This is a genomic window from Turicibacter sp. HGF1 (genome assembly GCF_000191865.1).
In the GTDB taxonomy this organism is placed as follows: Bacteria; Bacillota_I; Bacilli_A; order MOL361; family Turicibacteraceae; genus Turicibacter; species Turicibacter sanguinis.
This window is the reverse complement of sequence record NZ_AEXQ01000015.1, coordinates 23879-39613: the sequence shown is the minus strand read 5'-3', so window position 1 is coordinate 39613 and position 15735 is coordinate 23879. Positions and strand designations below refer to the sequence as shown.

Here is a 15735-nt window from a genome sequence, read left to right as displayed (position 1 = left end):
CATTTCTTTCAATGATCTTTACGTGAATTTTTATAGTTAGAATATATTATTATTTAGATATATTTTATTTTTAATGTTGTATTATTATTTTTTTTCTGATAATATAGTCAAGAGCCTTAAAAATAGATGCATAGCTCTCCACTAGTGGAGGGCTTATTTTTTTTATGTAGGAAATTGAGTACAGGAGGATTTTAATATGACAAAATATATATTTGTTACAGGAGGAGTTGTTTCATCTTTAGGAAAAGGAATTACGGCATCTTCTCTTGGGCGTTTATTAAAAAATAGAGGTTTAAAAGTTTTTATGCAAAAATTTGATCCGTATATTAATGTTGATCCAGGAACTATGAGTCCATACCAACATGGTGAAGTATTTGTAACGGATGATGGAGCGGAGACTGATTTAGATTTAGGTCATTATGAGCGTTTTATTGATGAAAATTTATCACAAAACTCAAATATTACTACAGGGCGTGTTTATTCAAACGTAATTGAAAAGGAGCGCCGTGGTGAGTATTTAGGAGCAACTGTGCAAGTAATTCCACATATTACTAATGAGATTAAGTCTAAGCTACTTGCTGCAGCACAGGATAGTGGTGCAGATGTTATTATTACTGAGATTGGTGGAACAGTTGGTGATATTGAATCTTTACCTTTTTTAGAGGCTATTAGACAAGCCCGTAAAGATTTTGGATATCATAATACTTTATATATTCATAATACTCTAGTACCTTTCTTAAAGGTTGCAGGTGAAATTAAAACTAAGCCAACGCAACATAGTGTAAAAGAATTATTATCTTTAGGAATTCAACCTGATGTGATTGTTTTACGTACAGAAGTTGATATTGAAGATCATGTTAAAGAGAAGATTTCTTCATTCTGTAATGTTCCTAAGGAAGCTGTTGTACAGTGTATTGATGCAGAAATTTTATATGAAGTGCCAATGCACTTAAAGGCTCAAGGGTTAGATGATTATGTTTGTAAACATTTCGGAATCGAGGCTCCAGAGGCTGATATGTCTGAATGGGAAGAGTTAATTAATGTTGTGCGTTATTTAGAAGGCGATGTAAATATCGCGTTAGTTGGTAAATATGTAGCATTGCCAGATGCTTATTTATCAGTGGTTGAGGCGTTAAAACATGCCGGATATCATTATGGTAAGAAGGTTAAGATTAAATGGGTAGATTCTGAGAAAGTGACTGAGGAGTCTGTTGCTGAAATCTTTGCTGATGTTGATGGTATTTTAGTTCCTGGTGGATTTGGAAATCGTGGTGTTGAAGGTAAGATTTTAGCATGTCAGTTTGCTCGTGAAAATAATGTACCTTATTTTGGAATTTGTTTAGGGATGCAAATTGCTGCAATTGAGTATGCTCGTCATGTTGCTAAATTAGAAGGAGCTAATTCGACTGAGTTTGATGAGAAAGCTGCTTATGCATTATTTGATTATTTACCAGATCAATATGAAGGAATTGAAATGGGAGGTACTTTACGTTTAGGGTTATATGATTGTAGAGTAACTGAAGGGACTAAGGCATTTGAGGCTTATCAGTCTGTAAATGTTAAGGAGCGTCACCGTCATCGTTATGAGTTTAATAATCAGTATAAGGCTATTTTAGAGGATGCTGGGTTAGTGTTCTCTGGTATTAATCCTCAAACTGGGTTAGTTGAGATTATTGAGATTCCTGAACATCGTTGGTTTGTTGCTGGACAATTCCATCCGGAATTCTTATCTCGTCCTCAACGTCCACAACCTTTATTCCGTGAGTTTATTAATGCGGCAATTACTTATAGTAATGAACAAAAATAGGTGATATGATGTCTGAGTTTAGCATTAAACCCAATGTAGTTAGTATTGCTAGATCGAAAAGAAAGTTTATTTATTTTGGAATTTTACTTTTAATTGTTAATTTTTATTTTGTTGCTCAGTATGTAAGGTTGATGTTAGATGAGCAGTCTTTTGGATATTATTTATTTGTTCTTGCGTTAGTAAATTTACCTATCTTTGTGGTATCTATTGTTTTGCTATTAGTTCCTACGATGCATAAGCATTATTATTGTGGGGTTTCTTATGTGTTTAAGGAGAATGCTCTAGTTATTCCAAATTGTGTGATTAATAGTTCTGATATTAGTGCTTTTGAGGATGTTGAATTTATTAGAGGTTTTTATAGGTTTTATATTTATTCTTTGGATAAATGCTATGATTTACATGGCATTTGTGAAGAAGATTTAGTGAAAATTAAAGAGTGGTTGGAAAAAAAGAAGGGATAATACCTTCTTTTTTTCATTAGGTCTTGTTGTACTGTATGGAAAATTTTATAATATAATTAAAACGTATTCATAATAGGGGTTATGAGATGAAGAAGGTTATTGTTTTATTTGTTTTGTTATTCTTGGGTTGTATGGATGTTCTAGCAACTGATGTGGTAACATCAGTGAGTTTGTCTGAAAATGAAGAAATTTGGTTGGAAAATTCTACTCAAATTAAATATATTATAGGATATCCAGCTTCGATTACACCTTTGAATTATTCGTATTTTTCTAGTTCTTTAAAGGGTGTGGTGACTGATATTTCCCAGGAATTTAATGTAGCCACGGATAAGTATTTGTATTCGGTACCTGTGACTGAGGTGAAGCAGAATAGGGATGTTATTGATTTTGGAATTGTGGATGTGATGATTTCGGGTAGGTTAGATGATTACGGGAATTTATTTTATAGTAGTCCGATTCATGAGTTTGAGTATACTTTTTTTGTAAATTCATCTAGTGATATAAAGAGTTTAGACGAAATAACGGGGAAAAGGGTCGGGGTTGTTTATAATGATTCTAATATTGGAAAGTATTTAGATTCCTTTGTGGAGTATCCGAATTATATTAGATTGTATGAGGCGCTTGATATGGGTGAGGTTGATTGTATTTTTGTGCCAGGTGATTTGTTTATGTATCAGAGTGCAGTGAATGAGTTGCGTGAGGTGAAGGTGTCTGAGTATAGTGGTTCAGCTTGGTATTTTGTTTCGGATAAACGCAATTTAATTTCGATTTTGAATAAGGTCATGGCACGAATGCAGACGGTTGAGGAGTATGCGGATACATTTATGAATCATCAAAATTCACTGAATAGTAAGTTGTATGATATTGATAAGAAGACGCATGAGTGGTTGTTTTATGATAAGCCTATGATGCGAGTTGGTGTTTATGATGTAGCTCCGTTTATGTATCAAAATGGTGAGTCTGTTGGTGGTTTGCTTGATTATATTGTGAAGCAGATCAAGACGAATTTTGGTATGGAGTTTGAGTTTGTTTTTGGTGAGTATGAGGAGTTAAAGGGTTTATATGATAGTGGTGAGATTGATATTTTACCCGTTTTTAATTTTGATTTTGTTAGTGATGGATATGATGTTTATCAAGGACAGCTTAATGCATATGCGAATTACGATCAGTTGTTGATTCACGATGAAATTAGTAAGAATAGCTCTGTTAAGATTGGGAGTATTTTAGGTCCGATTGTTTATAGTCAGGGTTTTTTGAATTTTAATCATTTAAATTCAAGGGGATTTGTCATTGATAGTACGCTTACTCATTTAATTGAGTCGTTGGATCATGAGATTCAATATTTGGTGATGGATCCTGTTTATTTGGATTATTTTGAGCAGTATGAGTTGTATCAAAAAGGGAAAATGGGCAAATATACGTTTTCTTTATTAGTGCAGGATGATCCATTTTATAAGAATTTATTTGATGCGATTAGCAAGCGCGATTTTTTAGATGATAAGTATTCAACTTTGTTAGCGACTGAGATGTATTTGTATGAGATGTCAAAGCTTCGTGATAACCTTTATTCGATGCAGCAACAACGGCTTCTTTTATTGGGGGTTTTTATTGTAACGATGGGTGTTATTGGTGTGTTATATCGTCAAAGGTATATGGATAAGAAGACGGAGTATTTGAAGTATACAGATTATGCAACAGGTCTTTTAAATCGAGTGGGATATGAAAATGAGATGAATAAGGTTTTGAAGAGGCGTCAACACTTTGCTTTTATCATTTTTGATATTGATTATTTTAAATCGATTAATGATACGTATGGCCATTTGATTGGAGACAAGGTAATTGAGCATGTGGCCTATACGATTAAGAGTTGTACAAGAAAAGGTGATATTATTTGTCGATTAGGTGGAGATGAGTTTGTACTTTGTCTGATGATGGATGATATTGCTAAGGTTTGTACGGTTTTAGAGGCTATTCAAGAGGAGATGTTTGATTATAGTGAGGATTTAAAGGTTACAGCTTCAATTGGTGGTACAATATATGAAGGTCAGGATTGTGGGATGGAGATGTTATATCATGAGGCAGACCAGGCTCTTTATAAAAGTAAGAAGAATGGTCGCAATCAATTTAATATTTTTTCAAAGTAGGGGTTGTGTTGATAGAGTTTTTTGGTATAATGTAAATGTTAAATCCTATTTTCAAAGGTGACTTAAAAATGAAGATGACTAATTTGGAAACTAAATTGATAAATTTAATATATATTTTAAACGTATAGCACTCTATGTTCGCATAGAGTGCTTTTTGTTTGGTATATACCAGATTAGTTAGAAGGAGAGCTGAGAAATTGATGAGTAAGTATGATGTGGTTATTGTTGGTGCAGGGCCTGCAGGAATTTTTGCAGCGTATGAGTTATCTAAGAAAAATGAAAATTTAAAAGTAGCATTAGTCGATAAAGGATTAGATATTTACAAGAGAAGATGTCCAATTCTTGAACATAAAATTAAGAAATGTCCAGTGATTAAGGATCATGTGGGATGTATGCCAGCTTGTTCAATTACGAATGGGTTTGGTGGAGCAGGTGCTTATTCAGATGGAAAGTTTAATATTACACATGAGTTTGGTGGATGGATGACAGATTATTTATCAAATTCAGTGGTTGAAGATTTAATTGATTATGTGGATGGAATTAACTTAGAGCATGGGGCAACGACTGATATTACGGATCCAACGACTGATAAAGTACGTGAGATTGAGAAGCGTGGTTATGCAGTTGGACTGAAGCTATTACGTGCGAAGGTTCGTCATTTAGGAACTGAACAAAACTTAGAAATTTTAAAGAGTATTTATGAGGAATTGAAGGATCGCGTAGATTATCACTTCAAGACCGAAGTTAAAGAGGTTTTAACTGAGGATGGGGAAGTAAAAGGTGTGTTATTAGCCAATGGTGAAGTGATGGAAACGAAATATGTTTTCCTAGCCCCTGGTCGTGATGGATCTGTGTGGTTAAAAGATGTGATGAATAGTCAAGGAATTCCGATGAAGAATTTACAGGTGGATATTGGGGTTCGTGTTGAGACATCTGATATTGTTATGCAAGAGATTAATGAGCATTTGTATGAAGGAAAGTTTATGTATCGTACGAGTGTTGGAACGGTAGTTCGTACGTTCTGTTCAAATCCTTCAGGACATGTTGTAGTTGAAAATCATTCGGGAACGATGTTGGCAAATGGACATGCGTATAAGGATCCAAAGCTTGGAAGTAAGAATACGAACTTTGCTTTATTAGTATCACATACGTTTGAAGAGCCGTTTGATCAACCAAATGAGTTTGCACATGAGGTATCTCATTTAGCAAATAAATTGTCAAATGGATCGATTATTGTTCAAAAATATGGTGATATTTTAAGAGGGCGTCGTACGACTGAGAAACGTTTGAAAGAAGGATTTGTTGATCCAACGTTAAAAGAAGCTGTACCAGGTGACTTAGGATTAGTTCTTCCATATAACACAATGAAGTCATTGATTGAGATGACTGAGGCGTTAGATCATGTAACACCAGGGATTGCATCAGAACATACGTTATTCTACGGAGTAGAGGCAAAGTTCTACTCAGCACGTCCTGAGATTAATGATAAATTTGAAACAAAGGTTAAAGGATTATTCGTTGGTGGAGATGGCGCTGGTGTAACGCGTGGTCTTGCACAAGCTGGAGCAAGTGGTGTTTGGGTAGCTCGTCAAATTTTAGAACGTTATTAATTGAAAGGTGGATATTAAAATGACAAAGACAGTAGTAGTTGTAGGAACTCAATGGGGAGATGAAGGTAAAGGAAAGATTACAGATTATTTAGCACAACGTGCTGATATTGTAGCTCGTTATCAAGGTGGTAATAATGCAGGACATACGATTGAATTTAACGGACAACAGTTTAAGTTACGTTTAATTCCTTCTGGAATTTTTAGTGCTGAGAAAGTTATTTTAGGAAATGGGATGGTTATTAATCCTGAGGCATTACTTGAAGAAATCGCGTATCTAAATGAAGGTGGAGTTTCAACTAATCATATTCGTATTTCTAATAGAGCACATGTGATTTTCCCTTATCATATTGAGTTAGATGGTCTTCAAGAAGAGTTAAAAGGTGATCGTAAGGTTGGAACAACGAAGCGTGGAATCGGACCTTGCTATACAGATAAGTATGCACGTTGTGGAATTCGTATTGGAGATTTAATGGATAAGGAGTTATTTGCTGAACTTTTACTTGAGCAAGTAACGGCTAAGAATGAGATTTTAGCGAAGTACGGTAAGCCAACATTCTCATTTGAAGAGATTTATACAAAATATTGTGAGTATGCTGAGGTTATTCGTCCTTATGTGACAGATACTTCTTATGAGTTAGATGAGGCGTTAACTGAAGGTAAAAAAGTTTTATTTGAAGGGGCTCAAGGGGTTATGCTTGATGTGGATCATGGAACTTATCCATTTGTTACGTCTTCAAACCCATCAGCTGGAGCAGTTACAACTGGTTTAGGAGTTGGACCTACTAAGATTGATGAAGTTATTGGGGTTGTTAAGGCTTATTCAACTCGTGTTGGAGAAGGTGCATTCCCATCTGAGTTACATTGTGAGATTGGAGCACGTATTCGTGAAATCGGACGTGAGTATGGAACGGTAACTGGTCGTCCTCGTCGTATTGGATGGTTTGATAGTGTAGTTGTTTCTCATACTCGTCGTGTAAGTGGATTAACTGGAATCTCAGTTAACTTATTAGATGTTTTATCAGGTTTAGATACATTAAAAATTTGTACGGCTTATGAGTTAGATGGACAAGTAATCAAATATGTTCCATCAACAATTCGTGAGTTTGAACGCTGTGTACCAGTTTATGAAGAGATGCCAGGATGGCAAGAAGATATTACTGGAGTAACATCATTTGAAGAGTTACCAGTAGCAGCTCAAAATTATTTACGACGTATTGAAGAATTAGTTGGAGCACCAATTGCAATCTTCAGTGTTGGTCCAGACCGTGAACAAACAATCTTAATGAAAGAATTATTAGTCTAACTCGGTGCTTTGCATCATTAGTTAGACTATATGTCGCAATAAGCGGCGATATCTAGTTAAGTGATAGCAACGAAAGTTGCGAGTAATTAGGGATATGGTTAGAGTTAGAAGTTTGAAGGCATATTCGTTCTAGACATCGCAACAAGCGGTGATATCCTTTCAAGTGATAATTCGTAGCGGGAATTTAGTTATTCGTGGGGAAGCGAATAATTGATGGTACCGGATTATCAGTAATATGTGAGAAATAGAAAATCAAAGTGGGGACTTTTGATATATGAGAAGCAACGTCGTTTTTGAGACGTTGCTTTTTTTTGGAAATATTGTACAATGGTAGTACATGAAAGTTATAGAAGGGATGAATACGTGGATGAATAAGTGGTATTATATTATTTTTATTGTTTGTCTTTATTTTTTTAATGAGGCTTTCAATCAGTATATTGTGATGCATGGTTTGATTCAAGGATTGATTGTGGGGTTAGTTATTGCGTTTTTATGTAAGTTCATTTTTAATATGGTGACGAAGACGATTGTATTTGTGGCGGTTGTTTGTGCATTAATTGCATTTTTAGTTTCGGCAGGTTATATTGAGTTACCAATGGGACTTCAGGAGTTATTTAATTTTGGGATGTTGTTTACTTTGAAATAATTGGTTTTTACATATATTTCACATTTTTTTCAAATATAAGAGGGAGTTTTAAGTTATAATAAATTTAGATATTACTAGATTATATAAGGAGTAATAGTCATGAAGAAGATTTTAATTGCTTTAGTTGCAGTTGTTATTATAGCAGTTGGCGTTAATATGTTTTTTCCTAGTGTCAATTCGATTACTGATTTTAAACATATTAATTATACAGAGGCCTTTGATCAGAAGGATTCTGAGTATTATGTGTACTTTTATCAGGAGACTTGTGGTTTATGTCAGCAGTTTGGTCCTGAACTAGTAGCAGCTCATAATGATGAGAATGTTCCTGTTTATGTGGTTGATATGGCAGCTGATGAAAACTTAGATGCTTGGTATGATTGGGAGGCCCATGATTTAGATTATACAAAAGTCATTGGTAAGATGGAAAATGGTGTTGAAGTTTTAAATGAGGGTGAGAGTCGTGCTCTTTATCCTTCAAATGAAGGATGGACGATTTCAACTAATCAAAGTAATGAGATTGTAGCATATAATAGTCATGCTAATAATAATGTGACTCCACAATCTGCACAACAACTTGAGATTTCAGGAACACCAACTTTATTAAAAGTTAAAGATGGTCAGTTTGCAGGATATGGAGAAGGTATCACTGAAGATCGTGCCTTACTAGCAACTTATGGACAATAAAAGATAAAAATCTTGCTTTATTGAAGCAAGATTTTTTAAAAGGTTAATACTATAATGAGGTGAAATAGATGAAACACGTATTCGTAATTGATGATGATGCAAATATTAGACAATTAATTTTAAGATATTTAGAGAAGGAAGGATATAAGGTAACAGCTTTTGAGAATGCTGAGCATGTTTTTGAGGCATTTAATATGCTACAACCCGATGCACTCGTACTTGATATTATGATGCCAGGTACGATGGATGGGCTTGATTTATGTAAGAAGATTCGTACTGTAAGCCAAGTTCCAATTATTTTCGTTTCGGCAAAAGATGAGGCGGTGGATCGTATTATTGGTCTTGAGCTTGGAGCAGATGATTATTTATCGAAACCTTTTAGCCCACGTGAGTTATTAGTGCGTTTAAAAATTATTTTTAGACGTATTGAACCGGTGATGGTGAGTGACCACGAGACGACGACTTATCAAATTAAGGATTTAAAGATTGATGACTCTAAACGTGTTTGTTCAGTTAAGGATAAGGAGTTATCTTTAACGAATAATGAGTATATGTTGTTAGCTTATTTAGTTAAAAATAAGAATATTTCGTTTACTCGTGAGAATTTAATTCAGAATATTTGGGGTTATGACTATGTCGGAGAATCTCGAATGATTGATGATTTAGTTAAACGTTTAAGAAAGAAATTAAAGTCTTTCGATGCACAAGTTGAAATTACAACGGTTTGGGGTTATGGATATCGCATTGATGATAATTTTTAGGAGATAGCTTATGAGACTTGATCGAAAGTTGTTTTGGAGTTATATCATTATTATTTTGATTGCGATTATGACATCATTTACGTTGTTTACGGTGTCATCGAATCAATTTTTGACGTATCGAATTACATATGATATGGAGAAAGAGTTAGATGTTATTGCAAAGAATTTAAAGGATAATGAATCTCCATATTGGCCGATAGGTGGATTGATTCGTAATAATTTAATGAAGCTTGTTCAATCGAATATCATTATTATTCAAAATGATTCTTTGACTTATTGGGATAATGATGAGGTGATTCAAGATTTAAATGCACATGAAGGTGATGTTAATTATTTAAATCGTAATTATGTCACAGTTTCTGGTGAGGTTAATGTTGGGCCTTATTCTTATGATATTATTTTGTTAAGTGAGAAGAGTATGATTACGGCACTTAATCAAATGAATTTAAGTATTTTATTTATTACGTCTTTAGTGAGTATGTTGATTGCTGGATTCTTTGGGATCTATGTTCAGAATAATATTTCAAGACCGATTCATTTGTTAAGAAATAAAGTTCGCGGATTTCAGGAGAGTCTTGAAGCACCTGAGGTGACAATTTTTACGGGTGATGAGATTCAAGAGCTTGATGAAGATTTAGTTCATATGGCGGAATCGATTGTTAAAAATGATCGAAAACGTAAGGCGTTCTTTGAGAATACATCGCATGAGTTAAAGACGCCTCTGATGAATATTAAAGGGTATGCTGAAGGACTAAAGGATGGAATTTTCTCGATTGATGAGGCCGCTGAAGTCATTCAACAAGAGAGTGATGCACTTCGAACTCTCGTTGAGTCTATTTTATATTTATCGAAGCTTGAGGATGCAACACATGATCGTTATCAGTTTCAGCTTGTTGATGTGAATGCTTTTTTAGATGGTTTTCATCAGAAGATGTCGAGTATTGTGGCGGATAAGAATCTTCAGTTTTCATTGGAGCTAGATAAGCCGGTTGAAGTTAAGATTGATGATGATAAGATGATTCGTGCTTTATCTAATATTATTACGAATGCGATTCGCTATGCGAAATCGAAGATTGTGATTGAAACTATTGTTGAGGGTTCTACGATTGAGATTCGTTTGTTTAATGATGGGCCTCAAATTGATCAGAAAGATTTACCTTATTTATTTGATCGATTTTATAAGGGGGATCAAGGTCAGTCAGGACTTGGGCTTGCCATTGTTAAAACGATTATTTTAGCTCATAACGGGACAGTTGAGGCTTTAAATGTCGAAAATGGTGTTTGTATGAGTGTTAAGTTACCATGTATAGTACCTCCACAAAAGAAAAAAACACATGAACATAAGAAGGGCTAAATCGTATTTGATTTAGCTCTTTTTTATTAAATTATGAAAGAAAAAATTTATCTTTCATTGTGACTTTGGAAAAATTCAGTTAAAATAAAAGGGTAAGTAGAAAAGGAGAGGTGCGGCATATGATCGAACGTTATTCACGCCCTGAAATGGCGGCTATTTGGACAGAACAAAATAAATTTGAGTCTTATTTAAAAGTTGAGATTTTAGCATGTGAAGCTTGGGCTCATTTAGGACACATTCCAATGGAGGATGTTGAAAAGCTATGGAAAAATGCTTCATTTGATTTAAATCGTATTTATGAAATTGAACAAGAAACTCGTCATGATGTTGTAGCTTTTACACGTGCGGTGAGTGAAACTTGTGGTGAAGAAAAAAAATGGGTACACTATGGCTTAACATCAACTGATGTTGTTGATACTGCAAACGGATATTTATTAAAACAAGCAAATGATATTTTAAGAGCAGATATTCAACGTTTTATTGATGTTTTAGCAGAGAAAGCTAAAAAATATAAACATACTGTGCAAATGGGACGTACTCACGGTGTTCATGCTGAGATTACGACGTTTGGTTTAAAATTAGCATTATGGTATGAAGAGATGAAACGTAACCAGGCTCGTTTTGAACAAGCGGCTCGTGAAGTTGAAGCGGGTAAAATTTCAGGGGCAGTTGGAACTCATGCGAATATTCCTTTCTTCGTACAAGATTATACGTGCGAAAAGTTAGGAATACAGTCAGCAAAAATTTCTACTCAAACTCTTCAACGTGATCGTCACGCTGCTTATATGTCTGCGATTGCATTAGTGGGAGCTTCTATTGAGAAAATGGGAGTTGAAATCCGTCATTTGCAACGTACGGAGGTTCGTGAAGCAGAAGAGTTCTTCCGCAAAGGACAAAAAGGATCTTCAGCAATGCCACATAAACGTAACCCAATTGGTTCAGAAAATATGGCTGGATGTGCTCGTGTGTTACGCGGATACATGGTAACAGCTTATGAAAATATTCCACTTTGGCACGAACGTGATATTTCACATTCATCTGCTGAACGTATTATTTTACCAGATGCAACGATGTTACTTGATTATATGTTAAATCGTTTTACAAATATTATTGATAACTTAACTGTTTATGAAGAAAATATGTTAGAAAACATTAATAAAACTCACGGAGTTATTTTCTCTCAACGTGTAATGTTAAAACTAATCGAAAAAGGATTTGCTCGTGAAAAAGCATATGACTTAGTACAACCTAAAGCGATGCAAGCATGGGAAGAACGACAATCATTCCGTACATTACTTGAGGCTGATGAAACAGTATGCCAGTATTTAGACGCGGCAGACTTAGACGACTGCTTCGACCACACATACCACCTAAAATCAGTAGACGGAATCTTTGAACGATTAGGATTATAATATAAAAGGGTGAATCGAGCGTTTAAAAGCTCGTAAAAGTCGTAGCAAATGCTTTTGCCTCAAGAATTGAGGCAAAGGTCGTTTGGACTTTATAGAGATTTTGCTCGAAACTAGATTACATAAAAGGCTGAGATGAACGTTTAACTCCGAACAAAAGTGCTTAACCACCAAAGTGCTTGAAAAGCACAAGTGGGGTAAAACTTTATGGAGGAGTTGTTCATCGAGGCTAGATTTATTATAAGGTAAAGAGAGGTGTTTAACACACGAAGAAAGTGATGAGAGTCCGATGTGTCGATAAACACGGGTGATTATCGAACTTTACCAGTGTTTTGCATCTCGCAGCTGGATTGTAATCTGACGCAAAATTATAGTTTTTCTCTTAACTGAAATGACTAAAATTCTAGATTTTAATTGCTTAAAAATTAGTCAATCATCTGTTGTTTGAATTTTATAACATCTTTATCTGATACCTTATAAAAAAAGTTCGGCCAAAACTTTTCTATGAGGAAAAATTGAATTGTGGATAACTTTTTGTGTTAAATGTGTAGGTAACAACTAGGATAAATGAGGAATCCTAGTTGTTACCTTTGTTTTAATTTGACATTGTGAAAGTATTTTGCTATGATTATTTTGAGATCAGTAATGGAGTGGCGTGATTCGGCAGCCCACTATATAAAAAAAATAAAGAGTCGAAAAAAAAGATGTGTTTGTTGCATCTTTTTTATTTTTGTCGAATAATCTTTTTTTGATTGAGCATATTATAATTAGGAGTCAAAGTGGCCTATATCGACTAACCCACTGTAATAATTATGTCGATCGTAGAGTGGCGTCTAGATAGCCCACTATAAATAGAAATATCTAAAAGGTTTGACAAGTGTGTCGGACTTCTTGGCTCTGAACGGTTATGAAAGTGACTTATTATAGAAGAGTGCTTCTATGATAGGTCATTTTCTTTTATTTTAAGTATAGTTTTTTGGTTAATTGGAGATATTATAAATGTGGAGTCAAAGTGGTCTTCCTAATCTTCCCACTGTAATAAACAAGATTAGCTTTGGCGTGGCGCATCAGATAGCCCACTGTAAAAAAGTAAGTATCTGAATAAGATATTTGTATCTTATCGACTTCACATCGGGTGTCTTGTTATAGAAAAGTATTTCTATGATAAGACACTTTTTATTTGATTAGAGTATAATATTTAAATTTTTGAAGACACTATGATTGTGGAGTTGAAGTGGTGTTGTCGATAATCCCACTCTAATAATAAGAATCGACCGTTGCGTGGCGTTTGTGGATTTACCACGATAAACAGCTAAAATCTGAAAAAGTTTTTTGATGACAGTTATTAAACTTTTAAACTCCCAAAATAAAATGACTTGTTATAGAAAGTAAATTCTATGGCAAGTCATTTTTTATTAGATCCACGTTTTCTTAATTTCTATAAATAGCTCAAAAAGTAGATGATTTGAACCTGACATAAAATATAGGTTATTATAGGTTATAGTGAAGGTAGTAGAAGGTGAGGATTAATAGATGTCTGGAAAAATAGTATTAAATTTAGCCATTAGTTTAGATGGATACATTGCAGATGAAAATGGTGGTTTTGAATGGATTGTTGGGGATGGAAACTCTGCACTCAATACTGATTTAAAATGGGATTATAAGAAGTTTTTAGAAGAGATTGATATCGTCGTTATGGGAAAAAATTGTTATAATCAAGGATTTCATAAAGATTTTAAAGATAAACCTATCTATGTTGCCACTTCGCAAGATATAACGGATTATGATTATTATCATTTTATAAATGGAGATGTATGTACGCCGATTGTAAATTTAAGAAATGAAGGTAAAAATATCTTCTTATTCGGTGGAGGAGTTTTGGTTGATCATTTTTTAAAAGCCGATATCATAGATGAGTATATAATAGGGATTATTCCAACTATTTTAGGTAAAGGAAGACCTTTGTTTCTTGGAAATAATCCTAAGATAGACTTAAGTTTGCAATACTATACTGTTGAAGATGGCATCGTTATTATGAAATATTCTAAGAGAGAGAAGTAAAAACTGAGTTAACTAAGGTATAAAAAAAGTAGATGTGGATAACATAATAGTGTGAGGTCAAAAGTGGTCTTCGCTTACTTTCCCACATCAAAAAGAAGATGAGCCTCCGCGTGGTGAATCAGATGCTCCACTGTAAAAAAATAATAGTCTGAATAAGATAATTATATCTTATCGACTTCACATCTAAGTGTCTTGTTGTAGAAAAGTGTTTCTACTATAAGGCACTTTTTTTATCTTTTTAAATCATTAATAATGGTCATGCTACGGTAAGTAGCGGTTATGTTATATTATTTTGTTAGCCATTTTATATTTAGCATAGTATGATGTGTTCATTATTTAGACAGGAGGTAAGATGACGATGACATTAGGAGAAAAAATAAAAAAATATCGCCAAGCGAGAGGATTATCACAGGAACAATTATCTGAAAAATTAAGTGTTTCAAGACAAGCAGTTACGAAGTGGGAGTCTGATAAAGGAATACCGGATATTCATAATTTGCAGGCAATCGCAAAATTATTTAATGTGAGCTTAGATTCTTTGTTAGCTATGGATGAGAAAATTGGTTCAATTGTTCTAAAGGAAGAGATTGATATTGAGAAGTACAAAAAAACAGGAAAAGCTCGTTCTAAATATGACATCAGTTTCAGTTTTGGGATGCAAAAAATTAAATTACATCAGTTTTAGCAGTCAAAATCACTTTGAAAATTGCTAAGATAAATTTGGATAATTAATGATGCATTTCTCTGATTAAATTATCATTGTATTCAACATAAAAAAAGCAGGAAAATCGCACCTGCTTTTTTTATGTTGAACTCCTTTATTAAATAGAAATCAACTAAAGAAAATATGACTATTAATTCAAAAAATTAGTGATATTAGGAATTTATCTTATATGAAAATATTACATTTAACGATTTTGCTGTCCATGCATTCTAAACAATGCTTCCATTTCTTTAGGACTTTCTTTCATTCCACGAAGTACCCATTCGTTTGTTAGTCCCCAAAGCCCGCCAGACGTAAATGCTGTTTGATAAGTGTTATGAAGTTCTCCCGTGAGGCTTTGTTTTCCACAAATAAAGATATGCTCCATTAATAGATGAGATAGATTGGCCTTATAAAGAAGTTCAATCACTTCTTTCATATCAAGAAAGTGTTGAAATGTCTCTTCAATGACATGAGGGTGTAAATTCGCCATATATTCATCCCACCATTTTTTTGTTTGCTCGGTCATGTGCTGACGAATAATATCCTCGATTGATTGGTAATTACGATAAAAGGAGTTTCGGCTGACACCTGCTGCATTCACAATTTCAGATACGGTGATTTCTGGATAATCTTTCTTTTTCATTAAATTAAATAGCGCTGTGGTGATGCAGTTACGAACAAATAGATTAGCTGGGTGTTTTCGTTTCATAAGATTCCTCCTTAGAGCCTATATTGTAACAAATGTACCACAGATTAGATTGTAGTTCAATCTGCTATAATCTATGTAGG

At 34.1% G+C, this 15735-nt stretch carries 13 protein-coding genes; 12 read left to right on the top strand and 1 reads right to left on the bottom strand.

Annotation, left to right across the window (positions count from 1 at the left end; genetic code table 11):
- Positions 1 to 196: 196 nt before the first annotated feature.
- From HMPREF9402_RS01840 to HMPREF9402_RS01785, 12 genes are all read left to right on the top strand, one after another.
- Positions 197 to 1807 (top strand): CTP synthase, encoded by a 1611-nt coding sequence (locus HMPREF9402_RS01840; protein WP_009606283.1) that lies wholly within the window; start codon positions 197 to 199, stop codon positions 1805 to 1807.
- An 8-nt stretch (positions 1808 to 1815) separates the two neighbouring features.
- Entirely contained in the window at positions 1816 to 2268 is a 453-nt protein-coding gene (locus HMPREF9402_RS01835; RefSeq protein ID WP_009606280.1) for a hypothetical protein, read from the top strand.
- A gap of 86 nt (positions 2269 to 2354) precedes the next feature.
- Positions 2355 to 4412 (top strand): GGDEF domain-containing protein, encoded by a 2058-nt coding sequence (locus tag HMPREF9402_RS01830; protein WP_009606294.1) that lies wholly within the window; start codon positions 2355 to 2357, stop codon positions 4410 to 4412.
- Between the two features lie 197 nt (positions 4413 to 4609).
- Positions 4610 to 6022, top strand: a complete 1413-nt coding sequence (locus tag HMPREF9402_RS01825; protein ID WP_006783648.1) for an NAD(P)/FAD-dependent oxidoreductase — start codon at positions 4610 to 4612, stop codon at positions 6020 to 6022.
- A gap of 19 nt (positions 6023 to 6041) precedes the next feature.
- Complete coding sequence (locus HMPREF9402_RS01820) at positions 6042 to 7325, top strand: adenylosuccinate synthase (protein ID WP_006783649.1); 1284 nt, start codon at positions 6042 to 6044, stop codon at positions 7323 to 7325.
- A 367-nt stretch (positions 7326 to 7692) separates the two neighbouring features.
- Entirely contained in the window at positions 7693 to 7971 is a 279-nt protein-coding gene (locus tag HMPREF9402_RS01815) for a hypothetical protein (protein ID WP_229040041.1), read from the top strand.
- 99 nt (positions 7972 to 8070) lie between these two features.
- Positions 8071 to 8655 carry a thioredoxin domain-containing protein gene (locus HMPREF9402_RS01810; RefSeq protein WP_006783651.1) on the top strand — a complete coding sequence of 195 codons (585 nt, stop codon included), beginning with the start codon at positions 8071 to 8073 and terminating at the stop codon, positions 8653 to 8655.
- Between the two features lie 68 nt (positions 8656 to 8723).
- Positions 8724 to 9416, top strand: a complete 693-nt coding sequence (locus HMPREF9402_RS01805; RefSeq protein ID WP_009606286.1) for a response regulator transcription factor — start codon at positions 8724 to 8726, stop codon at positions 9414 to 9416.
- Between the two features lie 10 nt (positions 9417 to 9426).
- Complete coding sequence (locus HMPREF9402_RS01800) at positions 9427 to 10770, top strand: sensor histidine kinase (RefSeq protein WP_006783653.1); 1344 nt, start codon at positions 9427 to 9429, stop codon at positions 10768 to 10770.
- Between the two features lie 119 nt (positions 10771 to 10889).
- A complete protein-coding gene (purB, locus tag HMPREF9402_RS01795) occupies positions 10890 to 12182 on the top strand; it encodes an adenylosuccinate lyase (RefSeq protein ID WP_009606277.1) in 1293 nt (430 codons plus the stop codon).
- Positions 12183 to 13712: 1530 nt separating this feature from the next.
- Positions 13713 to 14240, top strand: a complete 528-nt coding sequence (locus HMPREF9402_RS01790; RefSeq protein ID WP_006785882.1) for a dihydrofolate reductase family protein — start codon at positions 13713 to 13715, stop codon at positions 14238 to 14240.
- A gap of 352 nt (positions 14241 to 14592) precedes the next feature.
- Complete coding sequence (locus tag HMPREF9402_RS01785; RefSeq protein WP_009606289.1) at positions 14593 to 14925, top strand: helix-turn-helix transcriptional regulator; 333 nt, start codon at positions 14593 to 14595, stop codon at positions 14923 to 14925.
- A gap of 223 nt (positions 14926 to 15148) precedes the next feature.
- Here HMPREF9402_RS01785 and HMPREF9402_RS01780 read toward each other — a convergent pair whose 3' ends face one another.
- Positions 15149 to 15655, bottom strand: a complete 507-nt coding sequence (locus HMPREF9402_RS01780; RefSeq protein WP_009606278.1) for a TetR/AcrR family transcriptional regulator — start codon at positions 15653 to 15655, stop codon at positions 15149 to 15151.
- Positions 15656 to 15735: the final 80 nt, after the last annotated feature.